Annotated in this window: 16 protein-coding genes; 4 read left to right on the forward strand and 12 right to left on the reverse strand. The window is 44.0% G+C overall.

Going from position 1 to position 20387, the window contains the following annotated elements; translation table 11 throughout:
* The first annotated feature begins 78 nt into the window (after positions 1 to 78).
* On the forward strand, positions 79 to 1428 hold the full coding sequence (locus L6I86_RS00625; protein ID WP_236283982.1) for an MATE family efflux transporter: 1350 nt from the start codon (positions 79 to 81) through the stop codon (positions 1426 to 1428).
* A 94-nt stretch (positions 1429 to 1522) separates the two neighbouring features.
* Here the strand turns inward: L6I86_RS00625 and L6I86_RS00630 are convergent, their stop codons facing one another.
* Positions 1523 to 1825: a hypothetical protein gene (locus tag L6I86_RS00630; protein WP_236283983.1), complete on the reverse strand. Its 303-nt coding sequence runs from the start codon at positions 1823 to 1825 to the stop codon at positions 1523 to 1525.
* A gap of 73 nt (positions 1826 to 1898) precedes the next feature.
* Entirely contained in the window at positions 1899 to 2867 is a 969-nt protein-coding gene (locus L6I86_RS00635) for a helix-turn-helix transcriptional regulator (RefSeq protein WP_276574781.1), read from the reverse strand.
* Positions 2868 to 3013: 146 nt separating this feature from the next.
* Between L6I86_RS00635 and L6I86_RS00640 the strand changes: the two genes are divergently transcribed.
* Together L6I86_RS00640 and L6I86_RS00645 are read left to right on the forward strand one after the other, a co-directional pair.
* Positions 3014 to 3496, forward strand: a complete 483-nt coding sequence (locus L6I86_RS00640; RefSeq protein WP_056619877.1) for a hypothetical protein — start codon at positions 3014 to 3016, stop codon at positions 3494 to 3496.
* Between the two features lie 47 nt (positions 3497 to 3543).
* Positions 3544 to 4020, forward strand: a complete 477-nt coding sequence (locus L6I86_RS00645) for a GyrI-like domain-containing protein (RefSeq protein ID WP_236283985.1) — start codon at positions 3544 to 3546, stop codon at positions 4018 to 4020.
* A gap of 148 nt (positions 4021 to 4168) precedes the next feature.
* Here the strand turns inward: L6I86_RS00645 and L6I86_RS00650 are convergent, their stop codons facing one another.
* Entirely contained in the window at positions 4169 to 4624 is a 456-nt protein-coding gene (locus L6I86_RS00650) for a VOC family protein (protein WP_236283986.1), read from the reverse strand.
* Positions 4625 to 4825: 201 nt separating this feature from the next.
* Between L6I86_RS00650 and L6I86_RS00655 the strand changes: the two genes are divergently transcribed.
* Complete coding sequence (locus tag L6I86_RS00655) at positions 4826 to 5221, forward strand: VOC family protein (protein ID WP_236283987.1); 396 nt, start codon at positions 4826 to 4828, stop codon at positions 5219 to 5221.
* Between the two features lie 48 nt (positions 5222 to 5269).
* Here the strand turns inward: L6I86_RS00655 and L6I86_RS00660 are convergent, their stop codons facing one another.
* The 9 genes from L6I86_RS00660 to L6I86_RS00700 all read right to left on the reverse strand — a co-directional run bounded on the left by L6I86_RS00660 (position 5270) and on the right by L6I86_RS00700 (position 20353).
* Positions 5270 to 7219, reverse strand: coding sequence for a PAS domain S-box protein (locus tag L6I86_RS00660; protein WP_236283988.1), 1950 nt, complete (start codon positions 7217 to 7219; stop codon positions 5270 to 5272).
* Positions 7220 to 7464: 245 nt separating this feature from the next.
* Entirely contained in the window at positions 7465 to 7767 is a 303-nt protein-coding gene (locus tag L6I86_RS00665; protein WP_236283989.1) for a hypothetical protein, read from the reverse strand.
* A 128-nt stretch (positions 7768 to 7895) separates the two neighbouring features.
* Entirely contained in the window at positions 7896 to 10607 is a 2712-nt protein-coding gene (locus L6I86_RS00670; protein WP_236283990.1) for an MGH1-like glycoside hydrolase domain-containing protein, read from the reverse strand.
* Positions 10608 to 10624: 17 nt separating this feature from the next.
* On the reverse strand, positions 10625 to 12175 hold the full coding sequence (locus L6I86_RS00675; protein ID WP_236283991.1) for an extracellular solute-binding protein: 1551 nt from the start codon (positions 12173 to 12175) through the stop codon (positions 10625 to 10627).
* Between the two features lie 45 nt (positions 12176 to 12220).
* Positions 12221 to 13093: a carbohydrate ABC transporter permease gene (locus tag L6I86_RS00680; RefSeq protein ID WP_236283992.1), complete on the reverse strand. Its 873-nt coding sequence runs from the start codon at positions 13091 to 13093 to the stop codon at positions 12221 to 12223.
* An 18-nt stretch (positions 13094 to 13111) separates the two neighbouring features.
* On the reverse strand, positions 13112 to 14074 hold the full coding sequence (locus L6I86_RS00685) for an ABC transporter permease (protein WP_236283993.1): 963 nt from the start codon (positions 14072 to 14074) through the stop codon (positions 13112 to 13114).
* A gap of 194 nt (positions 14075 to 14268) precedes the next feature.
* Positions 14269 to 15330: a response regulator transcription factor gene (locus L6I86_RS00690; protein WP_236283994.1), complete on the reverse strand. Its 1062-nt coding sequence runs from the start codon at positions 15328 to 15330 to the stop codon at positions 14269 to 14271.
* Positions 15331 to 15341: 11 nt separating this feature from the next.
* Positions 15342 to 17141, reverse strand: a complete 1800-nt coding sequence (locus L6I86_RS00695) for a sensor histidine kinase (RefSeq protein WP_236283995.1) — start codon at positions 17139 to 17141, stop codon at positions 15342 to 15344.
* Between the two features lie 50 nt (positions 17142 to 17191).
* Entirely contained in the window at positions 17192 to 20353 is a 3162-nt protein-coding gene (locus L6I86_RS00700) for an alpha-mannosidase (RefSeq protein ID WP_236283996.1), read from the reverse strand.
* Positions 20354 to 20387: the final 34 nt, after the last annotated feature.

Raw genomic sequence — 20387 nt, forward strand, 5'->3', positions numbered from 1 at the left:
CGCAATGAAAACGATTTCGTTAACCCTCAAAATAAAGATGAGATCCATATCGAGGACTATCGAAGGAGTTCCATCCCCATGACGAATCCTAAAAAGTTAAATTTATTTGCTATTACATGGCCTTTATTTATTGAATCGTCACTTCTCGTGTTTATGCGAACCTCTGATACGTTCATCGTCAGTCATGTGTCGGATGAAGCCGTCGCCGCGGTAGGCGTCAGCAACCAGCTTATTATCTTTTTATTCTTGCTGCTCCAGGTGGTTTCAACCGGTTCAGCCATCGTCATTTCTCAATATTTGGGTGCAAATAAACTTAGAGATGTCAAGAAGTTTGCCGCTGGGGCCATCTCGCTTAATTGTATATTCGGCTTCTTCATAAGTGTATGTATCGTTTGCTTCAGCAAACAGCTGCTGCAGCCCTTTGGCTTGCAACCAGCGACACTGGAGCAGGCGCGCATCTTCCTATCGATCGTTGGTTGTTCCTTATTTATTCAAGCCATCAATCTGACCATTTCGGCCATTACTCAGGTGCATGGTTATACGAGATACACAATGACGGTCAGCTTGGGAATCAATCTCGTCAATTTGACCGGCAGTATTTTATTTATTTTCGGTCCTCTCGGCTTTCCAAAGCTCGGCATACCAGGTGTCGCCATATCAGCCGTATTCAGCCAATTACTCGGACTAGTTATTTATAGCATAATTTTAACCAAAATCGTTCGATTGAACTTATCCTTCCGTGACTTTTACAAAGCGAGATTCGCAGAAATAAAAAAGATATTAACCATCGGTATTCCCACTGCCGGGAGCCAGCTCATATACTCCATCAGTCAACTGATGACGACCTATTTTATCACTCAACTAGGTGCTGAGATGCTTTCCACTCGGATTTACACCCAAAATATCATGACGTTCATCATGGTACTGGCCATTTCCTTGGGACGCGGGACGCAAATCATCATTGGTCGATTGGTGGGTGCAGGAGAAAAGGAAGAGGCCTACAAGCAATTGTTTCGTAGTTTGATACTTAGTTTATTTCTATCACTTGCCGCGGTTACGTTGACCGTTTTGTTCAGAAAACAATTGATCGGTATGTTTACGGACAACGTCGATATTATCACATTAGGTGCGTTTTTATTGACCTACGGTTTCCTTCTAGAGCCTGTACGCTGTTTAAATATTGTTATTGGAGAAGCTCTTCGAGCCACTGGTGACGCGAGATTTCTTCTCTTTGTCGGTTCAAGTGTCATATTGGGACTGTGCGTCCCGCTAACTTATTGGATAGGTGTCCATTTGGGGTACGGGTTGGTAGGGATGTGGTGCGTTTTCATCATGGATGAAGGGGTGAGAGGACTTCTGTTATTATTACGCTGGAGAAGCAGAGCATGGGAGAAGAAAGTATTGGTGAGTAGAGAGGAAATGGCTTAGTTTGCAGAAAATCTACATTAGTCTGCTTAAGAAAAGGCAACCAATCCGCCTGGACTGGCTGCCTTTCATATTTTTATTGAATTCTCGTTTCTCGTTACCAAAGCTTGAATCTGAGCAAATGATCGGTCAAATGTTCTTTCTTTAAAATTTCAACCTGCTTGTTCCCTATTAGATCGAAATGTGGAAATTCTTCACGAAAATGTATGTAAGCTGGATTTAAACCATTCGCCAAGCACCATTCCTTCAATCTTTCTAGATCACAGCAGCCCACCTTCGTGATCGTCTTCACTCCTGGAAAACGAGGCTCTACCCAATAATGCGTCAAAAAGGCAATTTTCCCCTGTGAGCATTTGCTTTTCCATTCATTCAGTTCATGTCTGGATATTCCGAAAGCCATGTCATCTATCTCCTATTCGGTGCAGATGTCCGATGTAAAACCGCTTATATACTGATTTTCTCTCAGATACAACTCAAGAGAATCTTAAAGTGGCTAAACGCTCTTCCAAAATTACACGCAGTTCATCAGGAATCCGCTCGAACTCAACCCCTTGCCCCAAAAACAATAGCCAATCCGCATAATACACCAGTGCCTCAACATCGGTCACATCCAACTGAACATTGAAAATCCCGCTCGACTGAAACATCCCAGTTAAAGACAAAATTATCCCAGGCGGGTGCATACGCTTAAAGCGTTGAATCCCAATCGTATCAAGTTTCACAACAAGATTGGATTCACGTGCACGAAGCAGTTTCTTGTTTAAAATCTCTTGTTCAGTCCACTTCATCTCCTGCTCAGAAATTGCTGAATCCCGCAGCATCTCAACAGGTAGATAAGTAAACTCATCCGTATCAAAATTATACACCTCGACCAGCCACTGAGCGTTGGAGTTAAATATATGAAGCAAATAAACGTCCAGTAACTGTGGCCAGCCAAGACTCAGCTCATAAGTCACACGTAAATGTTTATCCCGCACAGCAAGCGAAATCAGCTGGTTTAGCTCTGCAGGCGCCGCGTCATCGAGCTCCAAAAGATGCGGATTGGCGGGATTCGTATTTTCGAAAAGCAAGATATTATTCAGCTCGATCAGCTCATCTTGCTGGGTTTGCGATGCGATGCCGATAAGTTTCTCAGTGATTGAACGGCGATTTTGCAGATAAGGAAGCTGTGAATTCTTCGAAGCGATAAAGCTGATAAAAATCGCCTTCAGCTCATCTGGCGTGAAGCGGGCGGCTGGCAAATATTGATTTTGCATGACAAAGTATCCACCACCGCGCCCAAGCTCGGACGTCAGCGGAAAACCCATCGCCTGAATCTCGTTTATGTCGCGGATCGCCGTCGCGCGGGAAATCTTGAACTCTCGTTGAATCTCGGCAATCGTAAAATGTGCGCGGTTATTAATGTAACGCATAATCAGGTTCACTCGTTCTGTTTTCTTCATGATTTTATTATATCAAAAATGTAGCATAAAATGTCAGCACTGACGGTTTTACATTTTTGCTTTCCAATAATAAGTATCAATTTTTGATACATTTGACGAATAGAATCAGTCTTGTAAAGATTAAATACCACAAAGGAGAGAACAATATGTCTAACTACTCAATCAACACAATCTCAGAAAACTACAAAATGACTGCTTTCGGTGTTTCATTTGACGACTACAACGACTGGGCAGGTAATGCAGCAAAAACGGCAGCGAAAAAAGCTGAAATCACTGAAAACGGCAAGCTTGCTGAACTTCTCGCACTCGCTGACGGGCAAGAATATCAAATCAACTACAACCTCGACCGCAAGCCTTGGCGCGGCTTCGGCGTCATGGGTGAGTTCAACGTGGAAGGCGCGGTTGTCCTTGATTTCCTCGCTGGCGATTATCTCGTCGTGCCTGGTACAGGCGCTGACAAAGACCGCCTTGCTGACGAAATCACAGGCAAAGTTTTCGGCGGCCTGATCCAAGAAATCACAGAATACAAATACGTTGGACCTGGTAACTCAACGTTCGTTAAAGCAAATGAAACAGGTGAATTCTACGGCGAAATGTGGCTTCGTGTAAATAAAGTCGAAAAAAACTAATCCTTGTCAAATCCACCAGAAGTTATATCGATTAAAGGAGCATGCACATGGCAGAATACACACTTGAACACAAAAAATCATTCACATTGACCGCTTATGGTTTTTCAATCCAGTCGAATTTTCAAGACATGCCAGCTTTGCAAAAAGAGAAAACCGAATTTTGGGACAGACTCAAGGCAGACGGTCGTTTTAATAAGCTCAAAGGCGCGGCAAAAGATGATCGCGAATGGTCAGTCAATGAGGTTTATCAAGGAAAACCGTGGAATTATTTCGCTGTAGAAGCTGGCAAATCAGTGGCTGACGCAACGCGCATCATCGAGTTTCCAGAGAGCGAGTACATCGTGGTCGCAGGGAATGGCGACAAGGAAACTTTGTTTGATAAGCTGACTTACCGTGCTTTTGGCGAAGTCCTGGCCAAAATCACAGATTATGCTTACATTGGTGGTCCAAATGCGACTTATCGCAAAGATAACGGCGACGGCACTTTCTACGGCGAATTTTGGGTGCCTGTAGTTAAAAAATAAGGGAATTTATGAAAAATACGACAAAATTATCTCCACAAATGGAAAAGAACCTTGTTAAATCAAGGTTCTTTTTGTGATCTTTATGTCGTTGTACTTTTTTAAATGCCAACCCACCCGCATTATTCTAACGGCTGACTCACCAGCATGCCTATTTATTATTTAGTTGTTCCGCCAAACCGATTAGAAGTCCTTCATTTCCACGAATGTAGCAGAGTCGATACGAGTTCTCGTACTGAACCATTTCTCCAACGAGCTGTGCACCATGCTTAGTGATGAGTCTGGATACCAATTCGTCAATGTCTTCAACAGTGAACATAACGCGTAAATAACCGAGGGCATTTACAGGAGCAGTTCGGTGATCTGAAATAGTAGGTGGGGTGAGAAATCGCGAAAGTTCAATACGACTGTGGCCATCTGGGGTAACCATCATAGCGATTTCTACACACTGTGTACCCAGCCCGGTTACGCGACCAGCCCATTCACCTTCGACAGTAGCTCGCCCTTCGAGCTTCAAGCCAATTTCCTCGAAGAAAGAGATTGCGTCTTCAAGGGATTCTACAACGATGCCAACATTGTCCATTCTTAGTAATTTGTTTTTTGCCATAGTTTTATCTCCTTATGTGTACCAATTTATTACCTGATCAACTTCATATTTATTCTATCAAGAATTACCGATTCCTTCCAAACGATTAACATCTTGTCACAGTACCGTAATAAGATCGTTTGTTAAAAAACTTATATTTCAACAAGGAATGGAAATCCTGACTAGAGAACAGATAATGAAGTCCAAATCTAGGAGGAAACCATGGGAAGAATTGTTCATTTCGAAATTCACGTTAATGATATAGAACGTGCCAAAACATTTTACGGAGAGATCTTCGGTTGGGTATTTGAGGATTGGAGCCAGTATGCCGGCATGCCTTATTTCGGTGCCGTCACTGGCGATGCGGGGGAAATGGGCATCAATGGTGCGCTCATGCAGCGGCGTGGCCCTGCTCCAGATCCCGGCCAGCCATTGAACGGTTTCGCGTGCACCATCGGCGTCGGAGACTACGACGCTGCGGAAGTGGCAATTCTCCGTCTCGGCGGCACCATCGCTATACCGAAATACGCGCTTCCCGGCATGGCATGGCAGGGATATTATATCGATACAGAAGGAAACATTTTCGGCATTCATCAACCGGATAAGAATGCCGGTTAAGAATGAAAAAAAGCTGCCAGCCGATTTTTCGGAGCAGCCTTTTTCTCTTCAATCTATGAATTTCATCTTCTCATATCGATCAATGATTTCTGCTATCGCATTAATGTTGATCGGCTTGCTGATGTAGGCATCCATACCTTCAGACAAATATTTCTCACTGTCGCCTTTAATGGCGTGAGCTGTCACTGCCACAATATACGGGCGCTTCTTACCGTTTAACATGTCATTAATTAATTTCGTCGCCGTTAATCCATCCATCCAAGGCATTTGAATATCCATAAAGATGATATCATAAGGATAACGCTTAACAGCTTCCACGGCTTCTTTTCCGTTATGTACTAAGGTCGTTTTGTGCCCCAGTTTCTCTAACATTTTCTTTATCACAACTTGATTCACTTCATTGTCTTCAGCAATTAAAATTTTCAATGATTGTTCCGTTGAATTTTCGACAATGTCATTATTCTGGGACCACCTATCATACTGCGATGAGTCAAAATGATTGGATTGGACCCGCAAGTTGGCCGTGAACAGGAATGTTGATCCTTTTTGATCTTTGGAAGCTTCATGCCAGATTTCACCGTCCATGAGCTCAACAAGCTTTTTACAGATAGCTAATCCTAATCCGGTCCCCTCTGTTCTCCGAGTCATAAAATGATCAACTTGATAAAAAGGGTCAAATAAATGACCTGCCTGTTCCTTCGGTACACCGATACCTGTATCCTTGATTGCAAATTGAAGACGTACGGAATTCAGGTCATGTGACACCGTATCAACACTGATCGAAATCGAACCGTTAGGAGTGAATTTGATGGCATTGCTGAGTAAGTTCATCAATACTTGTCTCAACTTCGTAATATCTCCGTAAACCAAGCTAGGAACCTTAGGACAGACCGATGTCGTGATCTCCAGATTTTTTTCAAGAGCTTTAGACATGACCAAATTAAGCGTTTCTGATAAAATATCTGTCACATTCAAAGGTTCTTCCATTAATTCGGTCTTGCCGGATTCGATTTTGGAGAAATCCAGAATATCGTTGATAATCATGAGCAGCGTAGCGCCACTCTTTTTAATAATTTGTACATATTCGATCTGCTCTTCATCTAATTCCGTCTCTAAAAGTACATCCGTCATACCGATAACCCCGTTCATAGGCGTACGGATTTCATGACTCATCATGGCTAAAAACTCGCTTTTAGCTTTATTCGTCTTTTCAGCGGCTTCTTTCTCAATGATCAACTTCTTCTGTTCCGTCATGTCTTTCGCTATGATGTAAAAGCCCATAGTCTGAGACTGGATGATAATTGGAGCTAGCGTCACCAACACTTCAACGGAATAACCATCCTTGTGTTGAATGAAAGTAATGTCTTTTTCAACTTTTTCAATTTCCAAATGATCGTTTAAAGCCAAAAGCAAATGCGTTGAACTTTTTTCGCCAATTAATTTGGACAATCCACTACCAATTAGCTCTTCAATGAGATATCCGGTCGTCTGTTGCACCATATTATTGCCATTGATTATAATGCCGTCCAAACCAAAAGAAATAATAGCATCATGGTTGTATTTCTTTAACGACGTATACCGTTCGATACTTTCTTGCAGCTTTAGTTCCGCTAGCTTGTTCTTGGTTACATCGATAAATTGGGTAATAAAATACAAAGGCTTCCCATCGATCTCATCACGAACTAATGAAACATATACGGAGGTCCAAACAACATTACCATTTTTATTAAAATACCGATTTTCTAATTGAAATGAAGGGATGGCGCCACTCAATAATTCGGTTAGTAAACCCTTAGACTTGTTACAATCGTCAGGATGTCGAATATCTTCAAGTGAATGGTTCATGAATTCTTCTTCTGTATAGCCGAAAATGCTGCAAACCGCCGGGTTAACATTCATCCATTTGCGATCCAGAGAGATTAAAGCGATCCCAATCGGAGCATTTTTATATAAGTGTCCAAATAAGGCTTCGGGGTCAAATAACTTTAGATCCTGCATTCATGCATTCCTCCTTTAGACTTAACGCAACAGCTCCCTCTTGTTTTTCCCTTGGCAGCTACTCCTATATTACCATAAAATGAGTACCTATCCGTTAGCTTAATCTACGTAGATCTATCTAGTACCTCAAATCCCCACACCCTATGAGCATAAGGAGGAGCAATAATAACCCAAGTAGGATCATGTTTTTCATTCTAATAGCCTCCTCCAGCTGCTGGACGCACTCGACCCAAAATAACGCAATATTAATGGACGGTTCCTAAAAATGATACAAACAGCTCTTTCTTCTTGTGGTATTCAGGGGAATCAGAGGGTAATAATCCACATGCATACTCTATAACTACTTTTCGACCCAACAGCGTTTTTTCTGAGGTTTTAACACCACAATCTTTGCAGTTAAACCCACATCCGTCCTGTACGTTTTTCCACTGGTCATTAAAAGCATTTATAGCCCTCTGTTTTGCAAAACTTTCAGTTACCCACGGTGAAAATAAAAGCCCTGAGACGATAAGAATAACTCCCGCCACGATAAATTTTATTTTTTTCACTGATTCACCCCTTACGTTATCTGACGTATTCGCTATGGATTTGTTTCGCTCATAATTAACATTCCTGCACGTTAACTTAAACAGCAGCAGCCATGGACGAGAAAATAATGTCCTAGACTGCTGCTGTTTTATTCCAATGCCTCTATACTCAACCGACCCTCTATCTCACCAGGCAGTCTTATTTCTAACGTACCGTCGGATAGACTAGTCACCTTTATTTCTTGACCATTCCATAAAACCCTATATTGGTGCCCGAAATTCATACAAGCAATTATTGTATGCTCATGGGTTGAATCCCCAAAATAACGGATCTCCGCATACAAGGAGGTATTGCCTTTGGAAAATTCGGAAGTACTCACCCAAACGTCATATCCACAGGTCAATGTGCCTGGACGATAGTAGGCAGCAAACCAGTTCAGCACGGGTGTGGACAAGCCTCCGAAATGATGCCATCCAGCGCCTCTACCCGATTGGACAATAAAATGCTCGTAACAATTGTAGGTTTGCTCAGCTTCTTTCTTCCATAGACCTAAAGCAGTATATGCTATTCGATGTGCTCCTTCTGACCTGCCATGACTGAGCATCGCCTTCCACATAAACCATTGATGCGGCATCCATACCGCACCGTTCCAATAACCGTCAGCCCGGTAATATGGTGCGCTTTGGTCAACTGTTGATAAGCCAATTGGACTCCATAGTCGGGAGGGATCTTGCAGATAATCTAGGAGCCGGTCTTCCTGCTCCTTGGAGGTAATTCCCGCTACCAGTGGATATGCCCCGTCAAGTCCCATATTATAATTGTGACCACTCTCGTGACGCAAAAGTCCTGTAGGGTTACCCTGCTGATCGTGAACCACATAACCAAAATACCCAGCTTCTTCATCCCAGCTATTTTGCTGAATGGAGCTACTGAAGGAGGCAATATCATTATCGTATTCCTTCACATGATCCTGCAAACGACCAATAGCAGTTGCTGCCATCTTTAGAATCTTGGCAATACGGATCCCATGGCAAGAATTAGATATCGGTGCAACCTCTGCCCTTAACTTTTGCTTATGGACATGTACTTGTGGCGGGTAGTCATCCCAACCTCCTGAGTTGTAGAAATAATCCCAGGTTTTGAGCAACCCAGATTGAAGCGTACGTGTAGCGGAGCCTTCACTTTTACCCGCATAGAACAAATAATATTGGCGAAGCCTTGGATAAAAATGCTCTAGCAGTTCCTTTGATTGTGTTTTGTTCCAAAGCTCAAGAAATAAATAGTGCTGTACTGGAACCATGCTGCCATGGTGTATGAAAGCTGCCTGGGTATCCCCAGGGTCCGTCATATAAGCGTTCAAGCATTCAATCGCGCGCTGTGTATCGAGCTGGGCCAAACCAAGCCCTACGAACCCGGAGTCCCATGTGTACAGGCAATCCCACCAACGACCAGGCGTATAGTGCCGAATATAACTACGCTTTGTGTATACGGGATACACGATATTCGTTAAGAGAGTTGCTGACAACAGTTGCTGGCTAAATGCAAATTGCTTACCTTCAGGTTGAACTTCATGCTCAAAGGCAGCAATCTTAGATTCACCCTCTACAAATGCATTCAGATATTGAGGACTCTCCACATTCCAGTCCACAATCACTCGATTGACCTCATCCAATGATCCAGAGGTTACCATTCCATATAGCGTTTTCTCACTTTGCGCGCTGAGCGGAATTGGCCGTAGATACACATTAGTGAAATGACCCTCACCTTCACCTTTGAGTATGGGATGAACATGATGATGGACATTATGCCTCATGAAACGATCCAGCTCATCAGTATGATATTGCTTGATCTCATAATCCTCAAACTGCCATAACATGCCGTAAACATGATCTATGCCCTCATATTGTAGAATTAAGCTGTTGGGTACTGGGCCTTGTATGAGTTCTGGGTGAACGTTAGTAGAAACAAGGTTAAACTTAACTAGGTCCTTTTGTGCTCGCTCCACCAAGAAAATACCATCCAATTCCAAGTGCCTAGAGCCCTCGCTTTGAGCAATGAGATCGAGCCTGAGCGTCCCTGGTAAACATCTGCCAATATTGACTTCGACTACCTCGGCCTTACCTGTACCCAGGAGCTCTACGCTGCCAGCCCAATGACCTGCGATTGAGAACCTGACGGACTCTCCCTTTGGTAATCTAAACCTCAATCCTAGCTCTGCATCGCTTAGCGTTTGAGATAGGTTTATCTGATACGAAACTTGATCGCCTTTTTCCTGTGCAAAGCCCATGCCAATTCCTGATCCTTTAACAAATTGCTCTGCTCGCACTTCTGCACGATACAAACCATCGTACACAAGACGATCCGTTATCCTTGGCGTCGCAAATACGAGATCCTCATAATCCAATGCATCGAGCCATACCGCTCCTTCTGGATGCTCAACCTCAACGATTTGTAGAACCTTGCCGTGGGAATGCACCTGAGGCAAGTGAAGTGATGCCATCCAGTGGAGAACTAAATTCTGCTCCGCTTCGGTTCGATTAACCAGCTTACAACGGATAAGTCGAATATCAGCCCCTGCCGATGCATAAGCGATATCTGCATAAACTTGATCCTTCCATTCCAGCTCATGGCGATGAGAATAGTAGCTAAGATCTGGAGATGCCTCCCAAGGGTGATAGCCCGACTCCCACATGACACTTGGAATATCTACTTTGCGCCTATAAAATCCTGGAAACACGCTAAGATCAAACCGGATACCTTGTTCACTATTTGCAATATGGGAAATCCCCATATATTTCTTAGTAAAGGGCCCCCATGACGGGAGCCCCTTTTGATCATGTGTGCCAACCAAATTTTGCATGATAGATTATCTCCTCATTATTTATGAGTGCTCTTATACCAATCTGTTGCTTCCTTGATCGCTTGGTCTCCACCCCTCTTCTTCCAATCCTCAACGAATTTATCAAAAGAGTCTACAGGTTCTTTACCCGTGATAATCTTGGCAGCAGTTTCTAGCCACAAGCCATCTCTTGCGAGCTCAGGACGCGTTTGCATAGTTGGTAGCGAAGGCATGCCCAGCGCATCATTTTTACGACCTTCTTTGGAAGCAACATCCATTCCTTTAAGCACCATGTCTCCAGCTGGACGATTTTTCATAAACTCGGCATCCGTCAAATGAAGTGGACCTACCATCCGCAACCAAGTTAAATGCATTTCTTCACGGTAAATGTCTTCCTGCTTCTCCGGATACTTATATTTCATTTTGCCGTTTTCTAGCGTATAGTCCTTGCCTTCAAGTCCGTAAGTAAGGAACTTCTGTGCTTCGTCACTATAGAACCAATCCAAGAACTTGATCACGTTTTCCGGATTTTTGGTCGTCTTAGGAACAACCCATACGTTCCCGCCTACCGTCGATCCAATACTATGGCCACCTTTCCCATCTGGACCTACTGGGGATTGGATGACTTCAAGTTGAGCACTTGACGTTCCTGTCTTAACCTCTGCTGACCATTTGTCAGCAAGGCGCGGAGCATGTGTCCATAAACCTACAATGCCTTGTGCTTTAATTTTCGCATCCCATACTGGCGCTTTTTGTACGAACACCTCATTATCTAAAAGCTTCTCTTCATACATCTTCCGGTAAGTTGCTAGTGCCTGCTTCATCTGTGGACGTATAAGGTTAGGGATCAATTGTCCATTCTCAAACTTCCAATCGAGAGGAAGTGCGTCATAGGCTCCAAAGAACGCTTCTGTAAACGCTAACTTTTCACGACCAGAATACGGAATTTCATCATTTTTGCCATTACCGTTAGGATCCTTATCACGGAATGCCCGCAGCATATCTAGATATTCGTCTACCGTTTTCGGTGCCTTTAATCCCAGCTTATCTAGCCAATCCTTGCGGACCATCATGACACTGCCGTTTGGAGTCGCGTTTACAGAAGGGATCCCGTAGATTTTTCCGTCTTTACTAACACTTGCGAATTCCCAAGCTTCTTTTGAAATATTTTTTTTCAGGTTCGGACCATATTTGTCGATCAGGTCGTTTAGAGGAATAATTACTCCTGTATCCACAGCAGGTGCTACTTCCGGTTTATTAATACCATGTGTTTGCAATAGATCCGGCAGATCTCCGCCAGCAAAAAGCAGTGTTAATTTCTGATCAAATTCACGGTGTGGTATGAGCTCAAGCGTCACATCAGATTTGGAAATCTCACGAAGCTTCTTCGTGTACTCATCTTCATTAATGTTTGGAGATCCTTCGATGTACTGCAGGCCTTCCGTACCAATGCCTACTTTGAACTTAGCCGGCTTACTGATGCTCTGTGTTGAACCGGGTGTCGGTGCTGCATTGTCGTTAGAAGAGCAGCCTACCATTGTCCCTACTACCGTTACTGCTAAAGCAACCTTTGTCCATTTTCTGTTCATCTGACCTTCTCCTTTTTTTTTGAACTTTTGTCATCGTTTTTATCTTTAACCCTTCACAGAACCAAGCATCGCACCTTTAATAAAATGCTTTTGGACAAGAGGGTAGACAAACAAAATAGGAAGTGTCGCTACCATGATGGTTGCCATTTTAATACCCTCCGCTGACTGCAAAGTTAGGCTGACACTTTGAGCGACCCCTTGTGTATCGCCATCAACTAATAACTGCCTTAACTTCACTTGCAAAGGGTAAAGCGCGGGGTTACGGATGAACATAATAGCACTAAAGTAACCATTCCAGTGTCCGACTGCGTAAAATAACCCAACTGTGCTAAGGGACGGCAGTGATAAAGGCAGCACCACGCTCCACCAAGTGCGATATTCGCCGGCACCATCGATTTTGGCGGCATCCACCAACCCCTCAGGGATTTGCCGAAAGAACGATACCATGATGATCAAGTTAAACGCACTGATCGTCCCCGGGATAATGAGTGCCCATAGCGAATTGAGCATGCCTAATGATTTGACAAGTAGATATCCCGGTATAATTGGCACTTGAAAAATCATAGTAAAAACAACTAAAAGTAATATGAAAGAGCGGCCCTTAAGTTCGTTTTTGGCTAAGGCGTATGCCATTAACGATGTGAAGAATAGATTAATGGCCGTGCCCCCCACTGTCAGCAGCACCGTGACGCCGAAGGATTTCCAAATCGCCATATTTTTGAGGACGCCCACATAATTAATCAATGTAAACTCAACGGGAAAAATGGTAACTTTTCCTTGAGAAAGTGCTGATCCTGAGCTTAAGGAGCCTGCTACGATATGTAGAAATGGAAGAAGCATGGCGGCACTTGTAAGGATGAGTAACGTATAGTTAAGGAAAGCAAAAGCTTCTCGTGAGAAAGTTGGTTTTTTCGTCATTTGAGAGCCTCCCTCCTTTTAATAAATTGAATTGCCGGTTGTTTTTTTACTTAGCTGATTCGCTCCTACGACTAAAATGAGACCTATTACGGATTTGAACAGCCCGATTGCCGTTGTATAGCTATATTGACCACCTAGCAAGCCTACACGGTAAATATAAGTGTCAATGATCTCACCTGTCGACGTGACGAGTGGATTCATCAGCATGTACACTTGTTCAAAGCCGAGATCGAGAATGTGCCCGATCCTTAATAGCAGGAGCACCATAATCGTAGGCAGTAAGGACGGTAGAGTAATACTGAACACTTGCCTTAATTTGCTTGCTCCATCCACCTCGGCAGATTCATATAACTCTGGGTTAATCCCTGCAAGTGCGGCGAGATAAATGATCGTGCCCCAGCCAACTTCTTTCCATATTCCCGAAGTCACGACAATTGTGCGAAAATAATTAGGCTCTTGCATGAAGAAGATCTTCTCTCTGCCCAGCATGTGAAGAACATCATTGAGCATGCCCGAGGACGGGGATAGAAAGTTAATGACAAGCCCGCCGACAATGACCCAAGATAGGAAGTGAGGCAGGTACAGCACGGTTTGCACAACTTTTTTGAAAGCCATCTTTCTGACTTCATTCATTAGAAGTGCCAAAATGATCGGAGCCGGAAATCCGAAGAAAAGCTGATATATACTTATTAAGAACGTATTCTTGGTCACCGTCAGAAACTCCGGATACGTAAATAAGTTGATAAAATGCTTCATACCAACGAATTTGCTGCTCAAAATCCCTGTAAACACACTATAGTCCTGAAAAGCTATAATGATGCCAGCTAAAGGAACGTATTTGAATAAGATAAAGAAAAGAAGTCCAGGAAGTACCATCGAATAGATCTGCCAATATTTAACGACATACAGCTTGGGCTTTACTGTTGGCCGTCCCGTTAATCCAGCTGATCCTGTCACAATTCTCTCTTTACTGACATTCATTGCTTCATTTCTCCTCTCCATGCGCATGTGCTAGGCTTGCTGTGATGTAACTTTATTGTATACGGTTACAAATGCATTAACCATGTGATCTCTTGCGAAAGTTGTGTTTTTATATTCTAATTGGTTACGCTTTCAAATCAAAAAGACCATTCTGGCAAGAACGGTCTCCTTTTGTCCAGTTAGTTACATAATAACTAGGAACCTGTCACCCTTTTTTTGTATTCATTAGGTGACAAGCCATAATATTTCTTGAATGTTTTCGTAAAATGCGGATAATCCTCATAACCAACCGCCAGAGCAGCCTCGGAGGCTCTGACTCCAGGAGCCTTCAGCAATTCCTTAACCTTCTCCATACGCAGTTTGATAACGTAATCGGTGAAACTTAGCCCTAGCTCATCTTTAAAACAGCGGCTGAAATAAGACAAGGACATCCCTGACTTCTCTGCCGCTTTCTGCAAGGAGATATCCTCTTGGAAATAATTCAAAACAATATAATCGATAGCCTTCGCAATCGATTGTCGCTGCCCCCAATTTCTGGAAGCTCTAACCTTCTCCGCCAAATCTTTCAGGCTGCCTCTTGCTTGCACGAGCCATCCCTCCAGCGGCATTTCATTGCCCTCTGTCAGAAAGGGCTTGCTCGACTCGGACATTCCGCCGCCTGAGCGATGCAGGAGTTCAGCCTCGACCATGGTCAGCAGATCTTCCGTACAACTTCGAGCGACCTCATCAGAAACACCTTCTTCCCTAAGCTTCTGAACCATTTCTTTCATAAGCTGTAGTGCCTCTTCTTCGTTTAACAACCACAGTTGCTCTGATACAGCTTCACTTCGAGCTTTGGATTGCTTCACCCATTGGCTTCGGCCAGTTGCTACCTTATGTCTTTCTTTGAATCTGCCGTCAATGTCAGAGAGCAGTTCATACAGCTGCTCCTCCTTAAGTGGCTTGAGCAAGTAATCGGTAACGTCTTGCCGCAGCGCCTGTTGCGCATAAGCAAAGTCACCATACCCGGAAATGATAATGATTTCCATGTCCCGTTTCCTTCTACGCACCTCTCGAATCAACTCCAAGCCATCCATGACTGGCATAGAGATATCGGTAATCAGTAGGTCAGGACGCAGCTTCTCACAAAGTGCCAGCGCCTCCATGCCATCATCAGCTTCACCGATTACTTCAAAGCCATAGGGGCTTTCGGCGATGAGCTTACACAAACTGCGTTTAATCATAATCTCGTCGTCTACAATGAGCACCTTATACATGGTCAGCCTCCTTACTTGTGAGTTGCATATTTAAGCATCAGCTCTACAACGGTTCCCGTCTCATCCGATTTGGCAATGTAAAGACCAAAGGGAGATCCAAAAGAGAGGCGAATTCGCTGATGAACATTCCATAGTCCTATCGACTCCGAGGAGCCATCTGTTATTACTGCTGAATCTCTTCGAAAATTAACATCATTGTTATTGAATGCTTGATTATACTCATTTCTTAGCATATTATCCATACCCTTGCCCTGATCTATAATCCGAAGCAAATAGCCATCTTCTGAACGTTCACCTGTTAGGCCAATATACGTAGGCTTAATTCTATGTCGTTCATAACCGTGCTTAAAGGCATTTTCCACAAGAGGTTGAATCATAAGGCGGAGCGCTAATACATTAAGGTGATCCTCATCGTGAAACTTTAGTTCTACTCGAAGCGTTTTAAATCTCTCCTGCTGAATTTCAAGGTAGGTGCTAATATAACGAAGCTCATCCTTAAGTGTCACCGTCTGCTGAGGATGACCAATACTATATCGAAAAATATCAGCTAAGGAGGTTGCCATTCGACTAATAGGTTTGACTCCCTCAATAATCGCATACGAATTCATAATTTCTAGTGTGTTGTATAAAAAATGCGGATTAATCTGAGACTGCATGACCAGAAGTGCCGACTCTCGTTGGCGGAGTTCCATCTCGATCTCTTTCTGCCTAGAATGCTGGATCTCATCAATCAGTCTTCGAATTTCTCCAACCATTCGGTTAAAACTTCGATTTAAGCCTCCAATTTCGTCGTTGCGTTTCTCTGGCGCTCGGACATTTAAGTCCCCCTCTTCCGCCCGGCGCATCAACCGCCGCAAATGCGACAGCGATTGAGTAAGATACACAGAGAAGCCTCCCACCAAGAATAAGGCCAAACTTACAAGCAACAACCCGACCCAAACCGTTACATTACGCCAGCGAACAAGATCGCCATTAAGTTCATTCAGCGGCACCTCAGAAATAAGTGTCCACTTGGTCAACGAAGAACGTTCGGTGAGGATCAGCTTTTTGGTGCCGTTAATCGTTACAACCGAGTTCCCACTTGGCTCTTCTTGTGTTAAACGTATGTTTTGCTCGTTGACGGCCTTTCCCCACTTTTCCTTGTCTGGATGGTAAACGACCTTACCGTCTTGGTCCATAATCCATACAAACCCGCTCTGTCCGAGTTTAATTTTTTCGCATATTTTAATAATTTCGTTCATTTTCAAATGCAAAACAAGCAGTCCTGCTGACTGATACGACAAGGTATCTACAAATCTTCGGGTAATCGTCAGCACAGTTGTAGTATCTATCACGGACAACCCCGTAATCTTGTAATTCTGCTCTCCCGTCAGCGCATCCTTATACAGATCATAGCTAGCCTGTGCAGCAATGGCATTATAGCTCGAGGCCACTGTACCGCCCTTGGTTACGATTGATACCCCATATATATCCGGGCGTCCAAATAGAATCGTGGGAAACAACTCATCGGATATTTTTTTACTTATAGCAAATCGTTCATATTGATCGTTCGGATCCAGTTTCATAAACGTTTGAATTTGGGGATGCAGCAGTAATGGATAGGTAACACGCTGCAAATCCTCAAAATAAGAATCAAGCTGCTCATTGATTTGCCGTACCAACTGCTCACTATAGCCTATTGCATTCTTCTCAATACTTTCGGTGGAGCTTGTATACCACAAAGTACCGAAGGCAAGTAAGGGAACGCATAGGAAAAATAAAATAATACATACAAGTTTAGCATTAATGGTCAGCACTTTCTGTTTAATCATGGGCAGTCTCATCTCCAAACCGTGATTCCTTATTCATAGTTGTAAACGATTTATTTGGTAATTACAATCATAAATGTTTTAATTTCGTAGGGTTTAATTTCAAAACGAAGCGCTTCCCCATAGTTAGGCTCCTCTAAAGGCCGCTCCATCAGGTCGCATTCTTGCCAAGAAATGATCTTCATTGCGCTTTCCAGAACAATCTCATTGCGCGCACCTGTATATTCATGAAGACGCAGGATCAATACATCTTGATCCTCTGCCTTCTTCACAGCATCCACAATCACATGTCCACCCGTAGCTTTGAACAGGGACAAAGCCTCCCAGGTATGAGCCGCTCCTGGTGTAATGCGAAGCGGATTATTTAAATCCCAAGCAGCCTCGACGGTACCGCCTTCAAGCCAATCTCCTCGATGCGGAAATAATGCATAGGTGAAAATATGCTCACCTAAATCTGCTGTCGGGTCTGGAACCATCGCCGACTTAATAAGCGTTAAGCGCATAACATTGTCTTTAATGTCATAGCCATATTTACAATCGTTAAGCAAACTAACTCCATAACCGCGTTCTGACAAATCAGCCCACTGTTGGCCAACTGTCTCGTAACGCGCATAATCCCAGCTCGTATTCCAATGCGTTGGCCGCTTCACGTTACCAAATTGAATGTCAAAGGTGGCTTCCGTACTGCGCACCTTTACCGGGAAGGCCACTTTAAGCAGTTGTCGACGCTCCTGCCAATCAACCTTCGTATCGAAGTCGATTCTTCGGCTGTCGGCATATACGATCAACTGTTGCGAAATGGTCGATCTCCCATAAAGCCACTCAAAACAAAGGATTGCACGAAACGGGCCGCTTTCAACTAGACGAACCGATTGGAGATCTCCGATCAATCGCATTTTTTGCTGATAAAACAAATCAATTTCCCAGGCTTCATGACGTCCCTTCGGCTTATCCTCGAACACTTGAAACACATTGCCGGATTCGCCTTCAGCGAGCACTTCACGGTTCTCACTCTTGTCATAAATCCGTGTAAGGTGACCGGCGGAATCCCACTCAAGCTTGTAAAAAGGGGTAGACAGCCAGTCGTCACCATGTTCGAAGACATCCTTATGATCATCTTGAAGAGCAGAAGGGCTAGTCGTATAGTAAATGGTGCAGTAACCCATAGACGGAATTTGTCTAACAGGGATCAACCACTGATCACCCGAAAGAGTGGCGTCGAGCTTGTTGCCTTCATGGTCAGTCCAAAATCCCATTGTGGGCAGTGAATCGCTTGACAGCGCTACAACCCCATCACGATCCCAAAGAGCGCTATTGAATACCAAGTAGCTCTTGTTACCGTCAAGCTCTCTCTTTGGATCAGCCATAGCGTCTGCAGCACGATTCCAGACGCGATGACCAAGCTCGAATGCTTCCGCATATTCCAACCTACAATCTTCATACACCTCACGAATGGAAGAGCCTGGGATAATATCATGAAACTGATTACGCAAAATAATTTTCCAACCATCTGCCAGTTCCGATTGTCCATATTCCGTCCAATCGGAACGAAGCACGCTGTTCAAAGCACTTAACCATTCTGTCTCCCGGTATAAAAGCTCTAGCTTGCGATTCGCCCGCTTATTGTATGCTTGACTCGTGTAAGTACCGCGATGCAGTTCCAGGTAAAGCTCTCCATCCCATGTATGCACATATTGATCTGTTTGATCGACCGTTTTCTTTAGTTGTTCAAAATAAGTATCCGCCCGACCTGTCGTCACCTTCGGCACTCCTGGCATGTTCTCAAGTCTGCGTCGCATTTCGAGCATTTCGCGGTTCACACCACCTCCACCATCCCCATAACCATAGGAAAGCAGTAACGATTGATTAAGCTCCTTATTGCGATAAGCTTCCCAAATCCCTTGTATAGAATGAGGCGTCACCTTTCCGTTGTATGTATAGAAGAAGGCCCCCTCATTACCACCTGGGTCAGGTGTTGTAATGAAATGAGTGAGTACCTCACTACCATCAATTCCTCTCCATTGGAAGGTGTCATGGGGCATCCGATTGTATTGGTTCCAGCTGATTTTGGTCGTCATGAACATATCGATTCCAAATTTCCGCAAAATTTGAGGAAGCGCCCAGCTATAACCGAACACATCCGGAAGCCACAAATATTTGCAATCAACACCGAATTCTTCTTTGAAGAATCGCATCCCGTACATCATCTGTCTAACGAGTGATTCACCCGACGTTAGGTTGCAATCGGCCTCAAGCCACATTGCGCCCCCGGCCTCCCAGCGTCCCTCTTTCACCCTCATTCGGATTCGTTCGTAAATTTCCGGATAGTCCGATTTTATATATTCATAAAGCTGAGGCTGGGTTTGCAAAAAAACATATTCCGGATATTGCTCCATCAGACGGAGTACAGTCGAGAACGATCTAGCTGCCTTTTCACGTGTATGCTTTAAGCGCCATAGCCAAGCTACGTCAATATGCGTGTGACCAATGCAATGCACCGTTACGGGGTGCCGATTCGTTAAAAGCGCAAGTTCACTTTGCAGTATATCTCTTGCCTCTGAAATTGAGGTGTAGAAATCCTCAGAGCCAGGATAAGACCAATCAATCTGCAGAAAGGCACGATCTAGCGCCTTCGATAAATCGTGATAGTCTGGTGTATTCTCGTTTAGTCCTCTTACCGTATCTAAAGCTGCGCGAGCAGTAAAGAAAAGATCATCAGCTGCTTCATCCAACCAACCTAAACGCGCTAGGCGCAGTGTATTTTCTATAGGAGCTTCAGGAGCATACCCATTCAAGCCGGACCAAAGCCGGAATTGAAGGCTCACACTCGTTCCGATCAACTCGGGAGTGAAGAACACCTCCTCGTGATTGGAATCCACACCTTGATAGGGCTTGCCGTTCACAAATAGCAAGGACTCAAAACCACTGTTGTGGCCTCCTCCAGTCTGACCGAAATCAAATCGTCCGAGCACTTTACGTCCTTCCCATGCTGAAGGAATCTCTACATCTATCCTTAGCCAAACGTAATAATCACGTCCGGTCCAACGATCTCCTAGGCTCACTTCTTCCCACTGTCCATCGCATGAAGGGTAGGATCCCACTATTCCCTCATGATCCACCTGTTTGCGAATATCTGTCAGCGTTTTTTCCTCACGATACCTGTAACCGCTTAACTCCTTTAGTCTTGCCTCCAGCTTCTCCATGATCCAAAACATGCCTATTCCCCCTATAACACGTGTTATGTAAGAT

This window comes from Paenibacillus allorhizoplanae (assembly GCF_927798215.1).
In the GTDB taxonomy this organism is placed as follows: domain Bacteria; phylum Bacillota; class Bacilli; order Paenibacillales; family NBRC-103111; genus Paenibacillus_E; species Paenibacillus_E allorhizoplanae.